The following is a 21,807-nucleotide window of genomic DNA, read 5'->3' on the forward strand; positions in this document are numbered from 1 at the left end:
TACCCGTCGCCATCGTCGGGATGGCGGTCCTGCTGCCGGGCGCCGGGGACCTGGACGCCTACTGGCACAACCTGCGGGACGGTGTCGACGCGATCGGCGACGTTCCCGGGGGCCGCTGGGACGCCGAGCACTACCATCCTAGCGCCGCCTCCGGACCGGCCGCCGCGGACCGGGTGTACTGCCGGCGGGGCGGCTTCGTGGACGAGCTGGCCGAGGTGGAGGTGACCCGGTTCGGGATCATGCCGAAGTCTGTGGCCGGCACCGAACCCGACCAGCTGATCGCGCTGCACGTGGCCGCCGCCGCCCTCGTCGACGCGGGCGGCACGGAGCGGCTGCCCGACCGTGAGCGTGTCGGCGTCGTGCTCGGCCGGGGCGGCTATCTCACCCCAGGTCTGGTACGGCTCGACCAGCGCGTCCGCACGGCCGGACAACTGGTACGCACTCTGGGCGAGTTGCTGCCGGACCTGACCACGAGGCAACTCGGCCGGGTCAGGGAGGCGTTCACCGACCGGCTGGGAACGGACAGCCCCGAGGCGGCCATCGGCCTGGTGCCCAACCTCGCCGCCTCCCGGATCGCGAACCGGCTCGATCTGCGGGGCCCCGCCTACACCGTGGACGCGGCGTGCGCCTCGTCCCTCGTCGCCGTCGACCAGGCGGTGGCCGAACTCGCCACGCGCCGCTGCGACCTGATGCTCGCGGGAGGCGTCCACCACTGCCACGACATCACCCTCTGGAGCGTCTTCTCCCAGCTGCGCGCCCTCTCCCCGAGTCAGCGCATCCGTCCCTTCCACCGGGACGCCGACGGCATCCTGATCGGTGAGGGCACGGGCGTGGTCGTCCTCAAGCGTCTCGCCGACGCCGAACACGACGGCGACCGGATCTACGCGGTCGTCCGCGGCACCGGAGTCGCGAGCGACGGCCGTACCGCGGGTCTCGTCACCCCCGATCCCGCCGGGCAGACCCGGGCCGTACGGCAGGCATGGCGGGCCGCGGGGCTCGATCCGGCCGAGCCCGGGTCGGTCGGCCTGCTGGAGGCGCACGGCACCGCGACCCCGGCCGGTGACGCTGCCGAACTGGCCACTGTGGCCGAAGTGTTCGGGCCGGCCGTCGGCGACCGGGCGGTGATCGGCTCGGTGAAGTCGATGATCGGGCACACGATGCCCGCCGCCGGGGTCGCCGGCCTGGTCAAGGCCGCTCTCGCCGTGCACCACGGCATGCTGCTGCCCACGCTCCACTGCGACGAGCCCAACCCCCTGCTCGCCGGGACGAGGTTCCGCACACTGACGCAGGCGGCCCCCTGGGCAACCACGCCCGACCGGCCGCTACGGCGTGCAGCCGTGAACGCGTTCGGATTCGGCGGGATCAACGCCCACCTGGTGCTCGAGGAGGCCCCGGGCACCCGCCTGCCCCCGGTCCGCACGGCAGCGTCCCCGAACCCGCCCGCGCAGAAGGCTCTCCGTACAACCGACTCGACTGCTCCGGCAGCACAGCTTGTTCTCGGCGCGACCGACTCCATGAGCTCGGCCGTTCAGGTGACCGAGGCCGAGCGGGTCCTGCTGCTCGCCGCCGACGGTCCCGAACACCTCGCCGCCCTGGTGGACAGTGACGACACCTCGGTGCTCGCCGCGGGTCTCGACCCCACGCGCCCGCGCCCGGACGCGGGCCCGGCCCGCCTCGGCATCGTCGAGCCCACCCCCAAGCGGCTCGCGCTGGCCCGCCGGGCAGTCGCCAAGGGCAGGGCGTGGCACGGCCGCAGCGACGTCTGGTTCCGGCCCGGCCCCCTGCTCGGCCAGGGCCTCGGAAAGCTGGCCTTCGTATTTCCCGGTCTGGAGGGCGACTTCACCCCGCGGGTCGACGATGTGGCGAGCCACTTCGCGCTCCCCCGAATCGCCGACACACACGACCCCGTCGGCGACGTCGGCCGCCACGGGTTCCGTGTCGTCGCCGTGGGCCGTCTCCTCGACGCCGCGCTGCGCCGTACGGGCGTCGTACCGGACGCGGTGGCCGGCCACAGCGTCGGCGAGTGGACGGCGATGACGGCGGCCGGGCTGTACTCCGGTGACGAGGTCGACGCCTTCATGGCCGCGTTCGACCCGGACACGGTGACCGTGCCGGGCCTGGCTTTCGGCGCGGTCGGGGCGCCCGCCGAGCGCGTGCTCGCCGCTCTCGACGAGCAGCGGTGGGCCGGGACAGGGCTTGTGCTCTCCCACGACAACGCACCGGGCCAGTCGATGGTCTGTGGGCCCGACGCGGCGGTCCAGGAGTTCGTCGGCTCCTTCCGTGCCCAGGGTGTGCTCAGCCAGGTGCTGCCGTTCCGGTCCGGCTTCCACACACCGATGCTGGAGCCCTACCTCTGGCCGATCAAGGAGGCGGTAGACCGCTTCAGGCTGCGCCGGCCGGACATCCCGGTGTGGTCGGGAACGACGGCCGCGCCCTTCCCCGAGGGCGAGGACGAGGTACGCGCCCTGTTCATCAGGCACCTCCTGGAACCCGTCCGCTTCCGTCAGCTCGTGGAAGGCCTCTACGCGGCGGGCCACCGGGCCTACGTCCAGGTCGGCCCGGGACAGCTCGGCTCGCTCGTCGGCGACACACTGAACGGCCGCGACCATCTGGTCGTGCCCGCCAACTCGGCGCACCGCACAGGCCTCGCCCAGCTGCGCAGAGTGGCGACCGCGCTGTGGACGGCGGGGGCGGCGGTGGCGCCCGCATTGCCGCCAAGCGCACAGGCTGCCCGTCCGGGCGGCCCCGCCGCCGCGGAGGAACCGGCTCACCCCGCCCACACCGTTCACGACCCAGGGGCGGCCGACGCTACCTCCCGGCCTCGACGACAACCGGTGCGGCTCGACCTGAGCGGTGCGCTGGTGTCCCTCGCGCCGGAGGCCCTCGCACAACTGCGGGCCGAACTGGGAGCACGACCGCGCACCGCACCGGCGGGCGCCATGGGCCGGTCGCCTCTGGAGACGCTCGCCGGGCACTTCCCGGCGGCCGCCGAGCTGAGCGCCCTCATGCAGGACACTGCGGACACGGCAGCCGCGCTGATGGCCGCACGGGGCCACCGACCGTCCCGGACCACGACCCTGGCCCCTGCTCCGCGCACAGCTGCCGTCCCTGCCACCCCGGCTCCAGCCCCACCGGCTGTCCGCGTTCCCCTCGAACCCGGCGCCTGGCACAGCACCGTCCGCGTCTCCCCGCAGACCATGCCCTATCTGCTCGACCACTGCTTCTTCCCACAGCGACCGGGCTGGCCCGACGTGGCCGACCGCTGGCCGGTCGTCCCCGCGACCACGATCGTGCACCACATCATGGACGCGGCGACGCGGGCGGCCCCCGGATCGGTGCCGGTCGCCGTGTACGGGGCGCAGTTCCGGGAGTGGATCACCGCCACCCCTGCCGTGGACATCGCGGTCACCGTCGAGCCCGAAGGGCCGGGGCGCCTCGCCGTCTCGTTCGGCCCGCGCGCCCGCGCCTGCGTGGAGGTCGCCGCCGGCTACCCGGCCCAGACGCCCGCCCCCTGGCGGGCGGAGCCGGGCACCGAGCGCACCCCCGACCACACGGCCGCCGAACTCTACTCGGAACGCTGGATGTTCCATGGCCCGGCGTTCCAGGGCGTCACCGAGCTCACCGCGATCGGCGACCGGCGTGTACGCGGGGTCATCACCACTCCACCCGCGCCCGGCGCCCTGCTGGACAACGTCGGCCAGATCCTGGGCTACTGGATCATGGCGACCCGCACCGAGCGGACGGTCGTCTTCCCCGTGGGAATGCGGGAGATGCGGTTCCACGGACCTCATCCGCACCCTGGTACCGAGGTGGAGTGCCTGGTTCGGATCACCTCGCTCACCGACACGGTTCTCGAGGCCGACGTACAGCTGTCGGTCGACGGAACGGTGTGGGCGGAGTTGACCGGCTGGCAGGACCGCAGGTTCGACAACGATCCGAAGACCCGGCCCGTCGAGCGATTCCCGGAGCGCAACACACTGTCCGAGACGCGCCCGGGTGGCTGGTCGCTGCTCTACGAGCGGTGGCCGGACCTCGCCTCCCGAGAGCTGATCATGCGCAACTTCCTGGCCGGCACCGAGCGAACGCGGTACGCGGAGCACGCGCCGCGCGGGCGCCGGCAGTGGCTTCTGGGCCGGATCGCGGTGAAGGACGCCGTACGGCAGTGGCTGTGGGACCACGGCGAGGGTCCGGTGTTCCCGGCGGAGATCCGCGTGCACAACGACGAGGCGGGCCGCCCGTACGTCACCGGGGTGCACGGGCGGAATCTGCCCCCGCTGGACGTCTCCCTGGCCCACCGTGCCGAGGCGGCCGTGGCGATCGTCCGCCCGCACACGCCCCGGACCCGGCCGGGAATCGACATCGAAGAGGTCACGGACCGCACCCCCGAGGCGCTGGCCTCCGCACTCGGCGTGGACGAGGCACGGCTGCTGCGCGAGATGTGCGCGGCCACCGGGGATCCCGAGGCGCTGTGGTTCACCCGGTTCTGGACCGCGAAAGAAGCGGTCGCCAAGGCGGAGGGCACCGGATTCGGCGGTCGGCCCCGGGACTTCGCCGTGCTCGAGGCGACTCCGGCCGGCGACCGGCTGGTGGTCGCGGGCCGTCTGGAGCGCGCCTACGCGGTGCGCTGCGCGCCCGCCGCCAACCCGCCGGGGCTGCCGCGCCGGGACTACGTCGTGGCCTGGACGACGGGACACGCGCACGAGAAGGAGTACGACCGATGAACCCCACCCCCCACTCGACGGCCGCGACGACCGGAGGCACCGTGCAAGCCGACGAGCAGACGGTCCTCACGGACATCACGGGCATGCTGGCACGGCTCCTGGAGGACGAGTACGCACTCGACGACGTCCAGATCGGCATGCACACCACGTTCAACCGCGACCTGGAGCTGGAGAGCATCGACCTGGTCACCCTCGCCGGTCTCCTGGAAGAACGGTACGGACAGCAGGTCAACTTCGCCGAGTTCCTCGCCGGCATGGAGTTCGACGAGATCATCGAGCTCACCGTGGGCCGGCTGGTCGAGTACGTGGTGACCAGCCTGAAGGCCGTGGAGGCGAGCTGACGGATGGCGATCGTCGACACCGGTGACATCCGGTTGCATGTGCAGAGACTCGGCCCGAGGGTCGGCCGCCCGGCCGCCACGGCGGTGCTGGTCCACGGTCTGCTCACCGACAGCCTGGCCAGCTACTACTTCACCGTGGCCCCGGCGTTCGCGGCGGTCGGGTTCGACGTGGTCATGTACGACCTGAGGGGCCACGGCCGCAGTCAACGCCCGGCTGAGGGCTACACCCTGGACCACAACATCGACGACCTGGAGGCCCTGCTCGACCGGCTGGAGGTGACCGGTCCCGTGCATCTCGTCGGCAACTCCTATGGCGGAACGATCGCCTTCGGGTACGCGGTCCGCCACCCGGAGCGAACGGCAAGTGTCAGCCTGATCGAGTCCGAACCGGCCACCGCTGCATGGGCGATGAAACTGGACGACATCCTGCGTCGGGTGGTGACCGACCTCGGACGCAACGAATCCGAGGCGATCGCCTGGATCACGGCCAACCGCGGCCGCAACCACGCGCGCCTGGCGAAGGGTGCGGCCCGGCTCGCCCGCGAGACCACGCTGGGCCGGGACATCCCGGCCAGTCCGGTACTGACCGAGGAAGAGATACGTTCCGTGCGCTGCCCGGTGCTCGGCGTCTACGGAGGTGACTCCGACCTCGCCGAACTGGTGCCCTGGCTGGAGTCGTTGCTGCCCGACTGCCGGACGGTCGTCCTGCCGGGACACGAGCACTCCGTGCTGGTGGAGGCGCAAGGCGCCGTCGGCGGGCACATCCTGGCGTTCCTGCAGGAAGTCTCGGCGGCCGAGCTGACCGGGGCCGAGGTCCGGTGAGCGGATTCCTGTTCGTCGTACCGCCGTTGGTGGGGCACATCAACCCCGCTGTGGGTGTGGCCGCCGAACTGGCCGCGCGCGGGCACCGGGTGGCGTGGGCGTGCCCCGACCCCGGGCTCGTCGCGCGGCTGGCCGAACCGGACGCCGAGGTGTTCGGTTGCGCAGGGCCGGTCCCAGGTGCGGACGGAGCCCAGCGGCCGGCCGGGCTCCGGGGGCCGGAGGCCCTGAAGTTCCTGTGGGAGTGGTACCTCGTGCCGCTCGCCGAGGCGATGGCGCCGGGGGTGCGGGCGGCCGTCGAGAGTGCGCGTCCGGAAGTGGTCGTCGCCGACCAGCAGGCCTTCGCCGGGGCGCTGGTGGCCGAGCGGCTCGGCGTGCCATGGGCGACCTCGGCCACCACCTCCGCCGAACTGGTCGACCCGCTGGCCGGTCTGCCCAGAGTCAAGGAGCATCTCCACGGGCTCCTGGCGGATCTGCGCCTGCGCATCGGAGACCCGTCCGGCACCGCCGACCCGCGCTTCTCCCCCCGTCTGGCGCTGGCCTTCAGCACCCCAGAACTCGTGGGTCCGAAGGGGGCGTTGAAGGGCGATCAGCTGCGCTACGTAGGTCCCTCGATCGCCGCCCGCCCCACAGCGCCTGGGTTTCCCTGGCAGTGGCTCGACAGCGGCCGGCCCACGGTGCTGGTGACTCTCGGCACCGCCAACACGGACGTCGGTGGCCGCTTCCTCGACGTGTGCCTGGAAGCCATGCGCGAGCAGGCCGACCGGGTGCAGACGGTCATCGCCGATCCGGGCGGGGCACTGGGCGCGGACGGCGGGACGGCCCCCGGCCAGGAGGACAAGGACGTCCTGATCGTTCCCTCGGTCCCCCAACCCGCCCTCCTCGAACGGGTCGACGCGGTCGTCTGCCATGCCGGGCACAACACCGTGTGCGAGGCCCTCTGGCACGGGCTCCCGCTCGTGGTCGCCCCGATCCGCGACGACCAACCCGTCGTGGCCGGACAGGTGGTCGACGCGGGGGCGGGCGTACGGATCCGCTTCGGCCGGGTCTCCGCCACGCGGCTCGGCGCCGCCGTCGACGAGGTTCTGCACGAGCCCGGCTTCCGAGCCGCCGCCGGGCGCATCCGTACGGCGTTCCGTGCCGCCGGAGGAGCACCGGCCGCGGCGACCCACCTCGAACACCTGGCCAGGGAGTCCCGATGAGCGACGAGACCAAGCCCGCCACAGGCCCCGGCCGCGCCGAACTGGTCGCCGCGCTGCGTCCCCGATACCAGGCCGATCTAGCCGAGGGCCTGGACCAGTTCTTCGAAGAGCGCCGCACCACCTGCCCCTGGTGCGCGTCGCACCGGCTGAGCACCCGGCTGCGCACCACCGACCTGCTCCAGCACAAACCGGGCCGCTTCACCCTCGACCGCTGCGACGCGTGCGGCCACACGTTTCAGAACCCCCGCCTCAACGAGGCCGGCCTCGAGTTCTACTACCGGGACTTCTACGACGGACTCGGCGAGAAGCAGCTCGGTGACACGTTCGGCAGGCGTGGCGCGATGTACCGGCGCCGTGCCGAGTCGATGCTGCCGTACGACGCCACCCCGAAGAACTGGCTGGACGTCGGCACCGGCCACGGCCACTTCTGCGCGGCCGCCCGCGACGTCCTGCCCGGCACGACGTTCGACGGGCTCGACTTCACCGACGGCGCCGAACTCGCCGAACGCGAGGGACGAGTGGAGCGCGGCTACCGCGGCAGCTTCCCCCGCCTGGCACCGGAGCTCGCCGCCCGCTACGACGTGGTGAGCATGTTCCACTACCTGGAACACAGCGCCGATCCCGATGCCGAACTGCGGGCCGCGTGGCAGTCGGTGCGTCCCGGCGGTCATCTGCTGATCGAGGTCCCTGACCCGCAGAGCCGCTACGCCCGTCTCCTCGGCCGTTGGTGGCTGCCCTGGCTCCAGCCGCAGCACCTGCATTTCACGCCAGTCACCAACCTCCGCGGCCGACTGGCCGAGCTGGGCTTCACGGTGGTCGCCAAGCAGCACGCCGAACCGCACGACCCGGTCGACCTGTTGGCCGCGGTGTGGCTCGCACTCAACCACGCCGCACCGCACGACGACATGCCGTGGCTTCCCGAGCGGCCGAACGCGCTGCGACGAGCACTGCGTACCGCCGTGCTCGTCACCGGGATCCCCGCGCTGGTCCTGGGCACACTGATCGACCGGTTCGGGGTCCAGCCCCTGTCCCACCGGCTGCGGCTGTCCAACGCGTACCGCCTGGTGGCCCGCCGAGACTGACCCCGCACGATCGCCCTGACCTCGCCCTCAAGGAGCCGAGGAGCACATGATTGACTGGGCCATGGAAACGGACCATCCCTGACAAGGGGCTGATCCCTTTCCGCGGCATGGGCGGTCGCACCCACCATGAGCGGACCGTCGGTGCCCCGCCGTCTCTTCACCTCAAGGAGAAGCCCCCATGTTCCAGCGTATTCTGCTGGCCGTCGACCCGACCCCGCTGCCGCAGCGTTCGCTCGACACCGTCACCACTCTCGCCCAGAAGTTCGACAGCACGGTGCACGTCCTCCACATCGCCACCACCGCGCCGGTCGGCACCGCCGTCATGCCGCTGGAGGACGAGAAGGAAGCCCAGCAGGTACTCGACGAGGCCCTCGCAGCTCTGCGTGACGCCGGTGTCAGCGCCGAGGGCGAACTGCTCGGTGAGTTCATCACCGAGGTCGCCCCCGCGATCACCGCCGCCGCCGAGCGGGTGGGCGCCGACCTGCTCGTGCTCAGCCCCCACCACCGCAGCACCTTCGCCGCCTGGTTCAACCCCCGTGTCTCCGACGCCGTGAGCCACGCCACCCACGTCCCCGTCCTCCTGCTCCCGGAGACCGACGAGGCCTGACCTCCCGCCGCCGGGCCTGCCGCCACAGGCCCGCGGTACGGGCGCCTCGCTCCCGGACCGGGTCCCGGTGGCACGCGGTGAGGCTGCCGCGCCGCTGAGCACGTCGCCAGACGTCGAGCGATAGCGTTGGCACCACTGGCTCATGACTCATCGCCGCGCGTACCTGTGCAGGAGGACGCCCCCGATGGTCGACGAACCCATCCTGGTGCTTGCGGCGACCGGCGGTCAGGGCAGAGCCGTGACCGACGCCCTCCTGGGCCGCGGCGCTCCCGTCCGGGCACTGGTACGTGACACCGGCCACAGGGGAGCACGTGAACTGGCCGACCGGGACGTCGACGTGGTGGCGGGATCCCTTGGCGACCGCGCGTCGCTCGCCGCCGCGATGAACGGGGTGGGGAACTGGTCGTTTTCGGATGTGCAGGAGCGTGTGTGAGTGTGCAGGAGCATGTACTGGTTCGTGGTGTTGTAGCGCGCACACGTCGTATGGCGGGCCCCGTTGAGTTCCTAACGGACGTCAAGCAGATCGTGGTGATCTCGGGGGTTGGTTCGTAGGGTGGTTGTCGACGGGCCGGTTGCCGGAGCGCTTCGCGACTCCTTCTCACGCCGGCTCGTCGTTGGGTTTTTCAGTTGCTGGGCTCGCCGTCGGACGTCGACTTTCGCTCGGGCGGTCTTGTCGACCTTGTAGCGGGTTGTGCAGGTTCGTCGTCCCTCGGCCTCGGTGATCTCGCGTCCGTCGGTGTCGCGGAGTTCGTAGAGGGTGCCGTTGCGCCAGCAGGCGGCCAGGCGGGTGACCAGGACGGCGGCGAGTGTGCAGAGGGCGGAGTTGTGGTGTTTGCCCTTGCCTGCGACGAGATCGTGGTAACGGGCGGCGAGGGTGGGATCGACGTGCCGGGCGATGTCCGCGGCCTTGAACAAGGTCTCGCGCAGTCCGGGATCTCCTTGGCGGGTGGGTGGGCCGTTGCGGCCGGTCAGTCCGGACTGGCTGACACGGGGAACCAGGCCGGTGAAGGCGCGGATACCGGCCAGGCTGGCGAAGCGGTTCGGGTCTCCGAGCCGGCCCAGGATGCCCGCGGCCGTGATGACGCCGAAGCCGGGCCCGGAGGCGATGACCTGGCCGGGGTCGGCTTCTTCGTAAAGGATGGCGATCCGGTCCTCCAGGGTGATGATCTGCGCGTTCAGGTGAGCGGCCATGCGGGCCTCGCCGGCGATGTCCTCGGCCAGTTCGGCGAAGTCCAGGGCGCCGCCCGCCCGCCTCAAGGCTCTGCCGGGCGGCAGCCGTGATCTGTTCCGCGTGCTCCTCGCGCCACTGGCCTCGGCTGTGTCGGATCCGCAGGGCGGCCAGGCGTTTGCGGCCCAGTCGGCGGATGGCGTGGGAGTCGGCTCCGGTTTTCTCCAGCACGGCCAGCGCGGCTTTGGAGTAGGCGCCTGTGCCCAGGGCGTCGGCCCAGGCGGGTCCGAGCAGCTCCAGTAGGGCGTCGAGCCGGTAGAAAGTGGCCGTGCGGCGTTCGACCAGCGAGCTGCGGCGACGGACGGCTCGTCGCAGGGGGTCGGCCGGCCCTGTGTCTGACAGGTCCCGCAGTCCTTCGGGGTGCAGCAGTGGCAGCCGCGCGAGGATCCGGGAGTCGAGCCGGTCGTTCTTGGTGTGCTTGGAGTAGTAGTCGCGCAGGTCAGCGGACTGCTCCGGCGGCACCAGGACCACCTTGGCACCACGGTGGGCGAACCACGCGGCGAGCGGGACCCACGCGTTGCGGGTGGGCTCCATGATGACGGTGACGTCGTCGGTGGAGGGCAGGCCGTCCCATAACCGTTCGAGGTCGTCAGCGGTGGTGGTGAACCGCCGTCCGGAGAACTGGATCTCTCCGGCGGCGTCAGTGCAGGTGGCCCGGTGCGAGGCCCGGCAGGCCACATCGATCCCCAGGTGCAGCTTCAACAGATGCCTCCGTCCCGCAGCAGGTGCTGTCCGTGTCCGGAGGGCTTCCGCCACAACCAGGCACGTGCTCGGCAGGGTTGTGCTGACCGGACATTCGGTAGCAGAGGTCCACGCGCTTGCCGTGGCCACGGGTTCCCAACAGGGACGCACGTGCGTCGGGGGTTCAACCAGCCGTCGATCAGCGTGGAGAAGTCGCCTGCAGGCAGACGCTTCGGTCAGTGATCCAGCCGTGCCGGAAGAACCGGACCCGACGCACCCTACGCAGCCCCCGAGGATCCCGGGAAGCCACCGTCAACGCTAAATGTCAGTGCCCGCCGATACCGTTCTTCCTGTTGCTGCTCAAGCGTGATGGAGGGAGTACATCGATGCCCGACGAGGCGTTGCGCACGATCGCTGCTCCCTTCGTGGCCGTCGGCCCGTCCGACGTGGCGATCCGCACCCGCCTCAAGCACCTGAGCGCCGACGACGAGCAGGTGTTGCGCCTGGTGGGCGCACATCTGGGCTCGCTGGCCTCGAAGGACCTTAAATTCCGGTGCGCCGACGGTCTGGAACACTCCGCGGATAGGTGGGCGGAGCGTAAGCGGGCCCTGACGGAGGAGTCTTCGTCGCGCTGGGCCGGGAGCATCACCAAGGCCACCCACGATCAGTGGGCGCTGGCCAGGCGTGCCCAACTCGCGCACATCCACAGCCTTCAGGCGGGCGTGCGGACGATCACGCACCGCCTGTCCCTGCCGATCGGCGAGAAGGGAAGCAAGCGGGCGCCGGGCGGCTACCGCAGCGCACGAGAGTGGTTCGCCAAGACCCGGCGCCTGCAGGTCCTTCAAGGCCGGCTGGATGCCGAGCAGGCCGACCACGCTGCGGGCCGCGTCCGGGTGGTGCGCGGCGGGAAGCGGCTCGCACGCAACCGGCACCACCTGCACGCCGCCCACCTCACGCAGGCCCAGTGGCGGCAACGGTGGGAAGCATCGCGCTGGTTCCTCCAAGCGGACGGGGAATCGGGCAAGCGGTACGGCAACGAGACCATCCGCGTCACGCCCGACGGCGAAGTCTCCCTCAAGCTGCCTGCGCCGCTTGCCCACCTGGCCAACGCCCCGCATGGCCGGTATGTGTTCACCGGCGCTGTGGTCTTTCACCACCGGCGCGAGGAATGGGCCGACCGCATCACCACGAACCGGTCCGTGGCCTACCGCATCCACTACGACACAGACCGCTCCCGCTGGTACCTCACCGCCTCCTGGACCATCCCACCGGTCAAGACCGTTCCCCTGTCCCACGCCCGCACCGGCGGTCTGGTCGGCGTCGACACCAACGCCGACCACCTCGCCGCCTGGCGCCTCGATCAGCACGGCAACCCTTGCGGCCAACCGCGCCGGTTCTTCTACGACCTGTCCGGCACGGCGAACCATCGTGATGCCCAGGTACGGCATGCACTGATCCGGCTCCTGCACTGGGCCCAACGCCACGGCCTGTCGATCGCGATCGAAGACCTCGACTTCAGCGCGGAGAAAACCCGGGAGAAGCACGGGCGCCAGAAGCGGTTCAGGCAGGTGATCTCCGGCATACCCGTGTCCAAGCTGCGGGCCCGGCTCGTCAGCATGGCGGCCGCACTCGGCATCACCATCATCGCCGTCGACCCCGCCTACACCAGCAAGTGGGGCGCCCAGCACTGGCTGGGGCCCCTTTCCGGCAAGAACCGCAAGACCACCCGTCACGATGCTGCGAGCATCGCGATCGGCAGGCGCGCCCTCGGGCACCGCATCCGGCGACGGACGGCACCGCCCCCACACGACCAGAGCGATCGTGTGGGGCATCGGACCGCCCAGGCCGGACACGGCACCCCAGGGCGTGAGGGAACCCGCCCCCGCATCCTTGGACCACGGACACGATCCGTGTCGCCGGACGCGGCGCGAACGCGGGAGACCAGTGCATCCACCACCGTTCGGGATGCGCCAGTTGACCAGGACTGGGTACAAGACTCACTCCTACTCACTGACTAGGAACGGTCAGAGGGGTCTTCGCGTTCACGACTCCCTTCGAGGCCGGCGTGGAGGCCGAGGTGGCCCAGGGGCGGGCGATCCTGGCCGCGGCGAGCGAGAAACGCGTGCCGCATCTTGTCTTCAGCTCCGTGGCCGGGGCCGACCAGGACAGCGGCGTACCGCATTTCGAGAGCAAGGCACGCGTCGAGCAGGAGCTGGCTTCCGGCGATGTGCCGTACACGATCCTCGGCCCGACGTATTTCTTCGACAACGCCCTGGGCGGAGCGGAACGCATCCGCGACGGGGTTCTCGACCTGCCGCTGCCTGCCGACAGGCCGTTGCAGCAGCTCGCCCGGCCCGATCTCGGCGCCTTCGCGGCCGAGGTGCTGCTGAGCCCCGCCGCGTACACGGAAGGGCGTATCGAACTGGCCGGTGACGCACCCACGCCCGCACAGATGGCGGCCGCGCTGAGCGCCGCCCTGGGACACGAAGTCCGCCATGAGCAAGTACCGCTCGAGGCGATCGGGAGTCCAGACATGCGTGCGATGTGGACGTTTCTCAACGGTCCGGGCTACCGCGTGGACATGCCCGCGCTGCACGCCGCCGCACCACACATCCACTGGACGCACTTCGCCGACTGGGCCCGCGACGCGTTCGCGGCCGCCCGCTGAACGCGAACCCGCCCGACCGGCCCGCCGACTGGAACGCCACCTGACGTTCTGTGCGGTGGTGAGCTGGCCGCGGCGGGCTCGCCGGCCAAGCCGCCCATGTTCCGGTCACTCGGCGTGGTCTTTCGGACCGCGGCCAGGCACACGGCGACGTCCTCCCGGCCTTTGGCCGGGAGGACGTCGATGTGTGAGGGCGCCGGTGTCTCAGGGGCGGCGCTCGGGCACGTTGTCGTGGACCCGCTTGGGGTCGGTGACCGCGACCGGCTCCAGGACCTCCTCGATGCGGGCCATCAGGTCGGCATCGAGCACGACACCGGCCGCCTTGGCGTTCTCCGCGACCTGCTCCGGCCGCGACGCACCGATGATGGCCGCCGAGACGTTGGGGTTCTGCAGCACCCAGGCCACGGCCAGTTGTGCCAGGGAGAGCCCGGCGTCGGCGGCGAGCGGCTGGAGCTGCTGGACGGCCTCCAGCACGTCATCGCGGAGCCAGCGGGCGATCATGTTGGCGCCGCCCTTGGCATCGGTGGCGCGCGAGCCCTCCGGCGGCTGCTGACCGGGCGTGTACTTGCCCGTCAGCACACCCTGCGCGATCGGCGAGAACACCACCTGGCCGATGCCCAACTCCTCGCAGGCGGGCACGACCTCTCCCTCGATGACCCGCCACAGGGCGTTGTACTGAGGCTGGTTGGACACCAGCGGGATGCGCAGCTCTCGCGCCAGGGCGTGCGCACGCCGGATCTGCTCCGCGGGCCACTCCGAGACACCGATGTAGTGGGCCTTGCCCGAGTGGACGATGTCGGCGAACGCCTCCATCGTCTCCTCCAGCGGCGTGGCGACGTCGTACCGGTGGGCCTGGTACAGGTCCACGTAGTCGGTCCGCAGACGGCGCAGCGACCCCTCGATCGACTCCATGACGTGCTTGCGGGACAGCCCGCGGTCGTTGTTGCCCGGGCCGGTGGGCCAGAAGACCTTGGTGAAGATCTCCAGTCCCTCGCGGCGCTCGCCCTTCAGCGCGTCGCCCAGAACCGACTCGGCCCGAGTCGCGGCGTAGGCGTCAGCCGTGTCGAAGGTGGTGATGCCCACGTCGAGCGCGGCGCGCACGCATGCGGTCGCCGCCTCCGCCTCCACCTGTGAACCATGGGTCAGCCAGTTGCCATAGGCGATCTCGCTGATGATCAGGCCACTGCGGCCGAGGTGACGGTATTCCATACGGGCCAATCCTTTACGGGCATGTGCGGGGCCATCGGCACCGCCGAGTGCACGTCCCCGCGGACTGTCCTGGGCGGGGCAGCTCAGGAGCGTCTTCTGTTTGGGCACTCGGCAGCGACTCTCATCAGATCACTTCGCGCCCGGCTGCGACAGCATGTGCCTACTACTGCTGAACGTACTCTGCGCAGGGTCACCCACTTCAAGTGGTCCCGGCGGAACCCGGCCCCTCGTCGGTGCGGGTGGTACCCCCGCGCAGTTGCCCCGTTCACGACTCTGGCACGCGGGACATACCGAACGGTATACAGGCCCAATCGAACGCGCGAGAGCCGTCCTTGGTGCGGTTCCGCGTGCCGGCCTGGCTTCAGGGGGAGGACCTGCATGGCGAATGACACTCATCCTGGCGAAGCTGCGAGACGTCGCTCCTGGCCGCTCACGGCGGGGGCGGCGCTTGGCGGCTGCGTCCTCGTCGCCGCTTCGGCGGTACCCGCCTCGGCCCATGGCGTGGGGCACGGCCGTGACACGCAGTACGTGTCACTCGGGGACTCCTACACCTCGGGCCCCCTCATCCCGCAGCAGGTGGACGCGGCCTGCGCCCGCTCCGACCACAACTACCCCTCGATCGTGGCGGCGGAGCGCGAAGTGACCGCGTTCAAGGATGCGAGCTGCGGCGGAGCGACGACCGAGGACATGTGGAAGCCGCAGGGCACCAATCCCCCTCAGCTGAACGCGGTGCAACGGGACACCGATCTGGTGACCGTCCAGATCGGCGGCAACGACATCGGTTTCGGCTCCATCATCGCCACCTGCGCGGGCCTCAGTTCCACGGACGTGACGGGAAACCCGTGTCAGCGCCACTACGCCGCGTCCGGTTTCGACCAATTGGCGCTGAACATCGTGCAGACGGCGCCGAAGGTCGACCGTGTGCTGCGGGCTGTGCGCGCCAAGGCGCCGCACGCCCGTGTGCTCGTCGTCGGCTACCCGGACCTGCTGCCCGACGACGGCAGCGGTTGCTTTCCCTCGGTCCCGTTCGCGTCGAAGGACTTTCCCTATCTGCGGGACACCGAGAAGCGCCTGAACCTGATGCTTCGCCTGGTGGCCGAGTGGAATCACGCCGAGTACGTGGACACCTACGGGCCCACACAGGGGCATGACATGTGCAAGGCGCCCGCGGACCGCTGGATCGAACCACTGCAGCCCGCCTCGCCGGCGGCCCCCGCGCACCCCAATGCCAAGGGTGAACAGGCCATGGCGAGTGCCGTGCTGGCCCGCCTGGACAAGGGTCGCGGACGCGACTGATCGGTGCGACACCGTGGTGGACGCACGGCTTGTGCCGTTCGTCTGCCGGGACTCGCAAACCGATCCGCAGCCACCGGCCGGTCGCCCGGCCGGTGGCTGCGGATCCTCGCGCGTGTCAGGCACCTGCCGCCCGGAAGGCGGTGGCACGAATGCTCTGGCCGCAGAGCGCGAAGTCGCCGCCGTCATCCGGAGCCAACTGCTGCTTGCCACCCGCGACGCCCACCACGATCGAGGGCGCTGCGAAAGGTGTGGCGCCGGAGGCGCAGTACCCGTCCGCCTCACCCAGGACCGGCGTGAAGGTGAGCTGCGTCGAGGCCCGGCCGCCGACCGCCAATTGCACCGGCGTCGATGAGCCCTGGCGGATCACGTTGAGGGGCTTGTTCTTGTCCGGTGAGCCCAGGCCCGCGAGAGCCACCGTGGGAAAGCCCGTCAGCGTGCAGGGCTTCGAACCCTTGTTGACGACGGTGATCCCGATCTGGGTGCCGCCGATGCGGCGCGCGCTGTTCGCGACGACCTGAGCGCTCGTGCACGAGGGAACCGAGGCCCGCTGAGGAGCGCCGACGTCTGCTGCGGCCGCAAGGCCGGCGCCCGCCGGCAGGCCCGCGGACGCGGCCGCAGCCAGCAGCACAGAGACCAGGCGCAGGCGACTTCTCGTGGTGCGATTCATGGGTTGTCCTCCCGCGGTGTACGGGGCCGCCTCCATGTCCTGCGGCGGCCGACGCAAGAAGGAGTGGGACCGGATCGTCACGCGTTGAACGACATGCGTCTCGATCCCCACCTCCGCTGTCACCGTCTCCCAGCGTCGCATCAAGCTCCGCCATCGGCCATCCGGGAACCCGGCCTGCCCCTTGCCTCAGGCGCCCCACGGCAGGCACCAAACCTGAGCGGCAGCCCGATCCGGTGACAGGGGGATCGGGGACCTCAAGAGGCCGTCGTCGAGTGTGGCGGACATGGACGCCATGCACGGGGCTCCTGCGAGCCGGAAACGGTAACAAGCCGACATTCACGGCGACTTACGGGTGACAGGCAACCCAAAGCGTCTTCTCACACTTTTCACAAGTGCCGCACAGGAATCACTGCGGCACCTGCACGAGGCACACAGCACAGTCGGACCACGCAGAACGAGGAACCGATGACCAGACATCCTCATGCCGTACGCCGTTCGGCGCTCGTCGCCGCCGCGGCCCTCACCGTCGCCGCCGCCGGCGCGGTCGCCGCACCGGGAGCCACAGCGGCCGCCCCGGCCGGCACGCCGAAGCTCACAATCATCACCGCATCGAACGCGGTGACCGTCGACCGCTGGGAAGGTGAACCGGGGGTCTATCTAGACCTCGGCACCTACGTCACCGTCGACGGAGGTCCCTTCGAATTACGGGTGGCGCGCAAGTCGTACAACGACCCCGTCGTCGCGTCGCAGATCATCCACTCCGGGACCAAGACCCTCACCAAGGCCCTGCCGACCGGCCTGGTGAAGGACTTCTCCGGCCTGCCGGACTTCCTCCAGGTCAGCATCAGCGACCGGTCGGGAGCGAAGGTGGCGGACACGACGCAGTCGTTCTGCCCGAACACCCGGGCCGGCCGCATCCGGCCCGACGCACCGTCCACCTCGAAGTTCCCGGACAGCTGCTCCGACAATCCGTTCGCGCTCGGCTCGGTGTGGGGCGTCGAGAAGGGCTGGGCGGCGGCCACGTCCCCGGGATTCAGGCAGCAGCAGCCGATCGACCTCTCCCCCGGCGTCTACACCGCCACGATCTCGGTGGCCAAGAAGTACCGTGACGTGTTCGGCATCCCCGCGCAGTCCCGGACGGTCAAGGTGACGGTCCGCAGCCAGACCGGTGAAGGGCAGGGGCCGGCCGGTGGCGGCCACGCCCACAGGGAGACCTTCAAGAGCGCGAAGCCGGCCGCCAGGCGTCCGGCGCGCCGGGCGGGCATCCCCGCCAACACGCCGAAGCCCGATCTCCGCGCCCTGCCCGCCTACGGCATCGCCATCACCGACGGCGAGGACGGGGACGTCCCGGGCAAGGACTATCTGGCCTTCAGCGCCACCGTCTGGAACGGCGGGCCCTCGCCGCTGGTCGTCGACGGGTTCCGCAGCCCCGGCAAAGAGAAGATGGACGCGTACCAGTACTTCTACGACGCCAAGGGCAAGCAGGTCGGGTACACGCCCACCGGCACCATGGAGTGGGACCCCCGAGAAGGCCACCAGCACTGGCACTTCAGCGACTTCGCCAGCTACCGACTGCTCGGCGCCGACAAGAAGGAGATCGTCCGGAGCGGCAAGGAGGCCTTCTGCCTGGCCAACACCGACGCGATCGACTACACGGTGAAGAACGCCGACTGGCACCCGTACAACACCGACCTCGCGACCGCCTGCGGTGAGGAGACCTCCGTCTCAGTGCGCGAGGTGCTCGATGTCGGCAACGGCGACACCTACACCCAGATCCGGCCCGGTCAGTCCTTCGAGATCACGGACCTGCCGAACGGCACCTACTACATCCAGGTCATCGCCAACCCCGACAACCGGCTCAAGGAACAGAGCACGGCGAACAACGTCACCTACCGCAAGGTGGTCCTCGGCGGAACGCCGGGCGCCCGCACGGTGACCGTGCCGAAGTACGGCCTCATCGACGCACCCTGACGTCTCAGCGGGTGGAGGCCGACCCGGCCTCCACCCGCTTGTGCAGCACACCCTGCGCCAGCAGCTGCCTCTGCTCGCGGGCGGCGACGGGAACGAACGTGCCAAATCACGGAAGGGCGCTCCTACGGCCACGGGTGCACGCTCTGTGGTGCGGGCAGCAGACGGCCGAGGGGCGCCCCGCGCGTTCGCGGGGCGCCCCTCGGCCGTGTCCTTGGTTCAGGCCGGGTTGCCGGCGTTGCGCAGTCGCGCGAAGGACGAGTCGAGGCCCTTCTTCATGAGCCGCGCCACGGGCCGCTCCACCACGCGGTGGACGAGGTAGCTCAGCACCAGGAAGCCGCTGATCACGACGATGAGCAGAAGCCGGGCGTCCATCGTGTCCCGCAGGCGGTTGATCAGCGTCGTGCCCGCCGCGTAGTGCATCAGATAGAGCGGGTACGTCATCGTCCCCGCCGTGACGAGCCACTTCCAGCGGACGCGGTCCGTCATGCCGAGCGAGATGCCGACCATGACCAGCAGGAACACCGTGAAGATCACCAGGCTCCCTCGCCAGCTGGAGACGTGCTCGACCTCGTCGATCCGGGACCCCAGCTCCCTCTGTCCCATGAGCCATGCCATGCCGAGGATGCCCCACAGAAGCAGGTCCTGACCGAACCGGTGCATGAGGTAGAGGGCCAGCCCCGCGATGAAGAACCAGGCGCCGTCCGGATTGGCGACCAGCTCCAGCAGCGGGAACCCGGACACCGGTGCGAGCATCGCGACCGCGCCCCATACGCAGCAGAAGAGGACGACCTTCCGGTAGGTCAGCCCGGTGGCGACGACGAGCAGGAAGAGCAGGTAGAACCGCAGTTCGGACCAGAGGGTCCAGTACACGCCGTCCACGTTCGCGACGCCGGAACCCGTCTGCAGCATCGTGAAGTTGAGCAGCAGTTCGCGCGGTTGCAGCCGCCCCCAGACACCCGGCAGCACCGTCAGCACGAGCGTTGTGAACACGATGGCGAACCAGTACGCCGGATAGAGCCGGATCACCCGGGAAATGAAGAACTGCCGCGGGGTACGCCCCCAGCAGGACATGCAGATCACGAACCCGCTGATTACGAAGAAGATCTCGACGCCGATCCATCCGTAGGAAGCGAACCGGAAGACCGTCGGCATGATCTCGGACACCGGGCGGCCCCAATACCGGTTGTTCTCGTGGTTCATCCGATTCGTACCGGCATAGTGGTGGACCGCCACCATGAGCGCCGCAACCAGACGGATTCCGTCGATGGCATACAGCCGGCGTCCCGCGCGGTCGCCGGCGGCGCGCTTCTGCGCGGCCGTCGATTCCTGCGGGGGCTGTGGCGACCGGTCGGCCACGGAGAGCGGAGGCAGCGGTTGCTGCAATCCGTTCGGTGTTCTCTGTCCGGGTATGAGCGAACCCCCATAGGACACCGGCGGTCTCTCGTCCCCACCGCGCATCAGTACCTACCCATCCTCACAAGCCAGCCCGGGCCCGTCGGCCACCGTACGGTTCACATACGACCGCTTGAAGGTGAACAGAAATGAACATCCTGACGAGGCTGAGACACATTCGCCTCGACAGCCTCCGACGTTTCGCTCGGCGTTACGCCGCCGTTCAGCCGGCAGACGTGCCCGATCCGTGAACGCCCGCCGATCCCCCACCGCCATCGCTGCCGATCGGCGCCCCGTACCCTCACAACGGTTAGGTGAACCTACCGGTCTGCAACCGATAATGACAACGTTCACCGGCTTTCTCCGAGGATGCCCCGGCCTTCAGGCCGGGGAGGAATCGGACTCCTGCGGAGCAGGGCAGGGACAGCCGGATCGCCGTCAGGGCGATCCGGCGTCCACCCCGCACGGCCGTGATGCCGCCCACAACGGTCAAGAACTCTCAACTGTCAGTCCTCCCAGGTAGGTTCGGATGCATGACGACAGAAGCGACCACGAAGGACACCGGGCATGCCCGGTACACCTTCCGTGTACGCCTGTCGAAGACAGCCCGGCGCGCACTCGAAGCCGAGTGGGATCGCTGCCGCTGGATCTGGAACGAATGCGTGGCCAAGTCCCGGCAGGCCCACGCGCAGAGCAGAGCGGGCGGCAAGAAGTTGACGTGTGGTCCGGCGCAGCTGGACAGGATGCTGACCGACGCCCGCGGGGTGACACCGTGGCTGGCCGAGGGTGCCTCGGTGCCGCAGCAGCAGGTGATCCGGGACTTCGCCAAGTCGCGGGCGAAGGCGCTGAAGGACATCAAGGACGGGCTTGCGCAGCACCGCCGGGCCGGGATGCCCCGCTGGAAGAAGAAGCGGGAGGCCAGGCCGAGCCTGAACTACACCCGGCGCGGTTTCCGCCTCAAGGAGGGCCGTCTGCACCTTGCGGGCCAGATCGTGCTGAGCGTGGTGTGGTCGCGGGCTCTTCCTGCCGACCCGTCGAGTGTGCGCGTGTACCAGGACACGCTCGGGCATTGGTACGCCTCCTTCGTCGCCCCGGCCCAGGTCGAGCCGCTTGTGGAGACCGGCCACGTCCTGGGCGTGGACTGGGGTGTGAAGGAGACCGCGACCACCACGGATGACGCCTACGACCTTCCGCATGCCGAACACGGCGAGCGGTCCGCTCAGCGGCTCGCGAAGTACCAGCGGATGATGGCCCGGCGCCGGCGACCGAAAGGACAGCGTGCATCCACCGGCTACCGGAAGGCGCAGGCACAGGCAGCGAAGCTGCACAGGAAGATCGCGCGGCAGCGGGAGGACACCGGCCGCAAGTGGGCCAAGGCCGTCATGCGCGATCATGACGGAGTGGCGGTGGAGGACTTCCGCCCGAAGTTCCTCGCGAAGACCACGATGGCCCGCAAGGCGGCCGACGCGGCCATCGCGGCGACGAAGCGTGCCCTGGTCGAGATGGGCCGCAAGCACGCACGGGACGTCCGTCTGGTGCACCCGGCGCACACCACGATGGACTGCGCAACGTGCGGGGCGAGAACCAAGCACGCACTCCCTCTCTCGATGAGAACGTATGCCTGCACCGTGTGCGCAGCCGTGTCCCCCAGGGACAAGAACTCCGCCCGCGTGATGCTGGTCCGGGCAGGTTGGAACCCGGACGGTGCCGAGGGCGTAAGACCACCTGAGCCGCTGGCTCCGGTGGCAGCCTGAGCCGTACATCCCCGCTCAACCCTGGAGGGTGGAGAATCCCCTCCCTTCAGGGAGGGGAGCCTTCAAGATGCAACCACTGGGCGCCGTCAGGGTCGGCCTCCCGCCAACTCAGGCGATTACCGAGCAAACACGCCACATCAAAACCCCGCGCCGTGGAACGCGAAGGCCTTCG

The 21,807-nt window shown here is 70.1% G+C and carries 15 protein-coding genes and 2 pseudogenes; 12 read left to right on the forward strand and 5 right to left on the reverse strand.

Going from position 1 to position 21,807, the window contains the following annotated elements:
* The first annotated feature begins 20 nt into the window (after positions 1-20).
* The 7 genes from ACQEXA_RS05385 (at position 21) to ACQEXA_RS05415 (ending at position 9,205) form a co-directional block, all read left to right on the forward strand.
* A complete protein-coding gene (locus ACQEXA_RS05385) occupies positions 21-4,721 on the forward strand; it encodes a beta-ketoacyl synthase N-terminal-like domain-containing protein (protein ID WP_433134454.1) in 4,701 nt (1,566 codons plus the stop codon).
* Positions 4,718-5,062 (forward strand): acyl carrier protein, encoded by a 345-nt coding sequence (locus tag ACQEXA_RS05390; RefSeq protein ID WP_432936692.1) that lies wholly within the window; start codon positions 4,718-4,720, stop codon positions 5,060-5,062. Before ACQEXA_RS05385 ends, ACQEXA_RS05390 begins: the two co-directional genes overlap by 4 nt.
* Positions 5,063-5,065: 3 nt before the next feature.
* Complete coding sequence (locus ACQEXA_RS05395; RefSeq protein ID WP_432936689.1) at positions 5,066-5,884, forward strand: alpha/beta fold hydrolase; 819 nt, start codon at positions 5,066-5,068, stop codon at positions 5,882-5,884.
* Complete coding sequence (locus tag ACQEXA_RS05400; protein ID WP_433128847.1) at positions 5,881-7,083, forward strand: glycosyltransferase; 1,203 nt, start codon at positions 5,881-5,883, stop codon at positions 7,081-7,083. The genes ACQEXA_RS05395 and ACQEXA_RS05400 overlap by 4 nt, the downstream gene beginning before the upstream one ends.
* Positions 7,080-8,165, forward strand: coding sequence for a class I SAM-dependent methyltransferase (locus tag ACQEXA_RS05405; RefSeq protein ID WP_432936684.1), 1,086 nt, complete (start codon positions 7,080-7,082; stop codon positions 8,163-8,165). The genes ACQEXA_RS05400 and ACQEXA_RS05405 overlap by 4 nt, the downstream gene beginning before the upstream one ends.
* Positions 8,166-8,343: 178 nt before the next feature.
* Positions 8,344-8,772, forward strand: coding sequence for a universal stress protein (locus ACQEXA_RS05410; protein ID WP_432936681.1), 429 nt, complete (start codon positions 8,344-8,346; stop codon positions 8,770-8,772).
* Positions 8,773-8,956: 184 nt separating this feature from the next.
* Positions 8,957-9,205: an NmrA family NAD(P)-binding protein gene (locus ACQEXA_RS05415; RefSeq protein WP_432936678.1), complete on the forward strand. Its 249-nt coding sequence runs from the start codon at positions 8,957-8,959 to the stop codon at positions 9,203-9,205.
* A gap of 71 nt (positions 9,206-9,276) precedes the next feature.
* Here the strand turns inward: ACQEXA_RS05415 and ACQEXA_RS05420 are convergent, their stop codons facing one another.
* Together ACQEXA_RS05420 and ACQEXA_RS05425 are read right to left on the reverse strand one after the other, a co-directional pair.
* Positions 9,277-10,029, reverse strand: a complete 753-nt coding sequence (locus ACQEXA_RS05420) for a transposase (RefSeq protein WP_433128849.1) — start codon at positions 10,027-10,029, stop codon at positions 9,277-9,279.
* 208 nt (positions 10,030-10,237) lie between these two features.
* Positions 10,238-10,852, reverse strand: a pseudogene (locus tag ACQEXA_RS05425) (IS110 family transposase); the annotation flags it as partial.
* A gap of 215 nt (positions 10,853-11,067) precedes the next feature.
* On the opposite strand from ACQEXA_RS05425, the gene ACQEXA_RS05430 reads away from it, so the two are divergent.
* Together ACQEXA_RS05430 and ACQEXA_RS05435 are read left to right on the forward strand one after the other, a co-directional pair.
* Positions 11,068-12,699: an IS200/IS605 family accessory protein TnpB-related protein gene (locus ACQEXA_RS05430; protein WP_433128851.1), complete on the forward strand. Its 1,632-nt coding sequence runs from the start codon at positions 11,068-11,070 to the stop codon at positions 12,697-12,699.
* 14 nt (positions 12,700-12,713) lie between these two features.
* Positions 12,714-13,349, forward strand: a pseudogene (locus ACQEXA_RS05435) (NmrA family NAD(P)-binding protein); the annotation flags it as partial.
* A gap of 201 nt (positions 13,350-13,550) precedes the next feature.
* Here the strand turns inward: ACQEXA_RS05435 and ACQEXA_RS05440 are convergent.
* The gene (locus ACQEXA_RS05440; protein WP_432936671.1) at positions 13,551-14,555 is read right to left on the reverse strand and encodes an aldo/keto reductase family protein; all 1,005 of its coding nucleotides are present in this window, start codon (positions 14,553-14,555) and stop codon (positions 13,551-13,553) included.
* 378 nt (positions 14,556-14,933) lie between these two features.
* On the opposite strand from ACQEXA_RS05440, the gene ACQEXA_RS05445 reads away from it, so the two are divergent.
* A complete protein-coding gene (locus ACQEXA_RS05445; protein WP_432936669.1) occupies positions 14,934-15,851 on the forward strand; it encodes an SGNH/GDSL hydrolase family protein in 918 nt (305 codons plus the stop codon).
* 115 nt (positions 15,852-15,966) lie between these two features.
* On the opposite strand, the gene ACQEXA_RS05450 is transcribed toward ACQEXA_RS05445, so the two are convergent.
* Entirely contained in the window at positions 15,967-16,518 is a 552-nt protein-coding gene (locus tag ACQEXA_RS05450; RefSeq protein ID WP_432936667.1) for a DUF4232 domain-containing protein, read from the reverse strand.
* A 465-nt stretch (positions 16,519-16,983) separates the two neighbouring features.
* On the opposite strand from ACQEXA_RS05450, the gene ACQEXA_RS05455 reads away from it, so the two are divergent.
* On the forward strand, positions 16,984-18,489 hold the full coding sequence (locus ACQEXA_RS05455; RefSeq protein WP_432936664.1) for a lysyl oxidase family protein: 1,506 nt from the start codon (positions 16,984-16,986) through the stop codon (positions 18,487-18,489).
* A 216-nt stretch (positions 18,490-18,705) separates the two neighbouring features.
* On the opposite strand, the gene ACQEXA_RS05460 is transcribed toward ACQEXA_RS05455, so the two are convergent.
* On the reverse strand, positions 18,706-19,947 hold the full coding sequence (locus ACQEXA_RS05460; protein ID WP_432936662.1) for an acyltransferase family protein: 1,242 nt from the start codon (positions 19,945-19,947) through the stop codon (positions 18,706-18,708).
* Positions 19,948-20,414: 467 nt separating this feature from the next.
* Between ACQEXA_RS05460 and ACQEXA_RS05465 the strand changes: the two genes are divergently transcribed.
* A complete protein-coding gene (locus tag ACQEXA_RS05465; RefSeq protein ID WP_433128853.1) occupies positions 20,415-21,635 on the forward strand; it encodes an RNA-guided endonuclease InsQ/TnpB family protein in 1,221 nt (406 codons plus the stop codon).
* Positions 21,636-21,807: the final 172 nt, after the last annotated feature.

It is taken from the genome of Streptomyces sp. CA-106110, assembly GCF_050936285.1.
GTDB lineage: Bacteria > Actinomycetota > Actinomycetes > Streptomycetales > Streptomycetaceae > Streptomyces.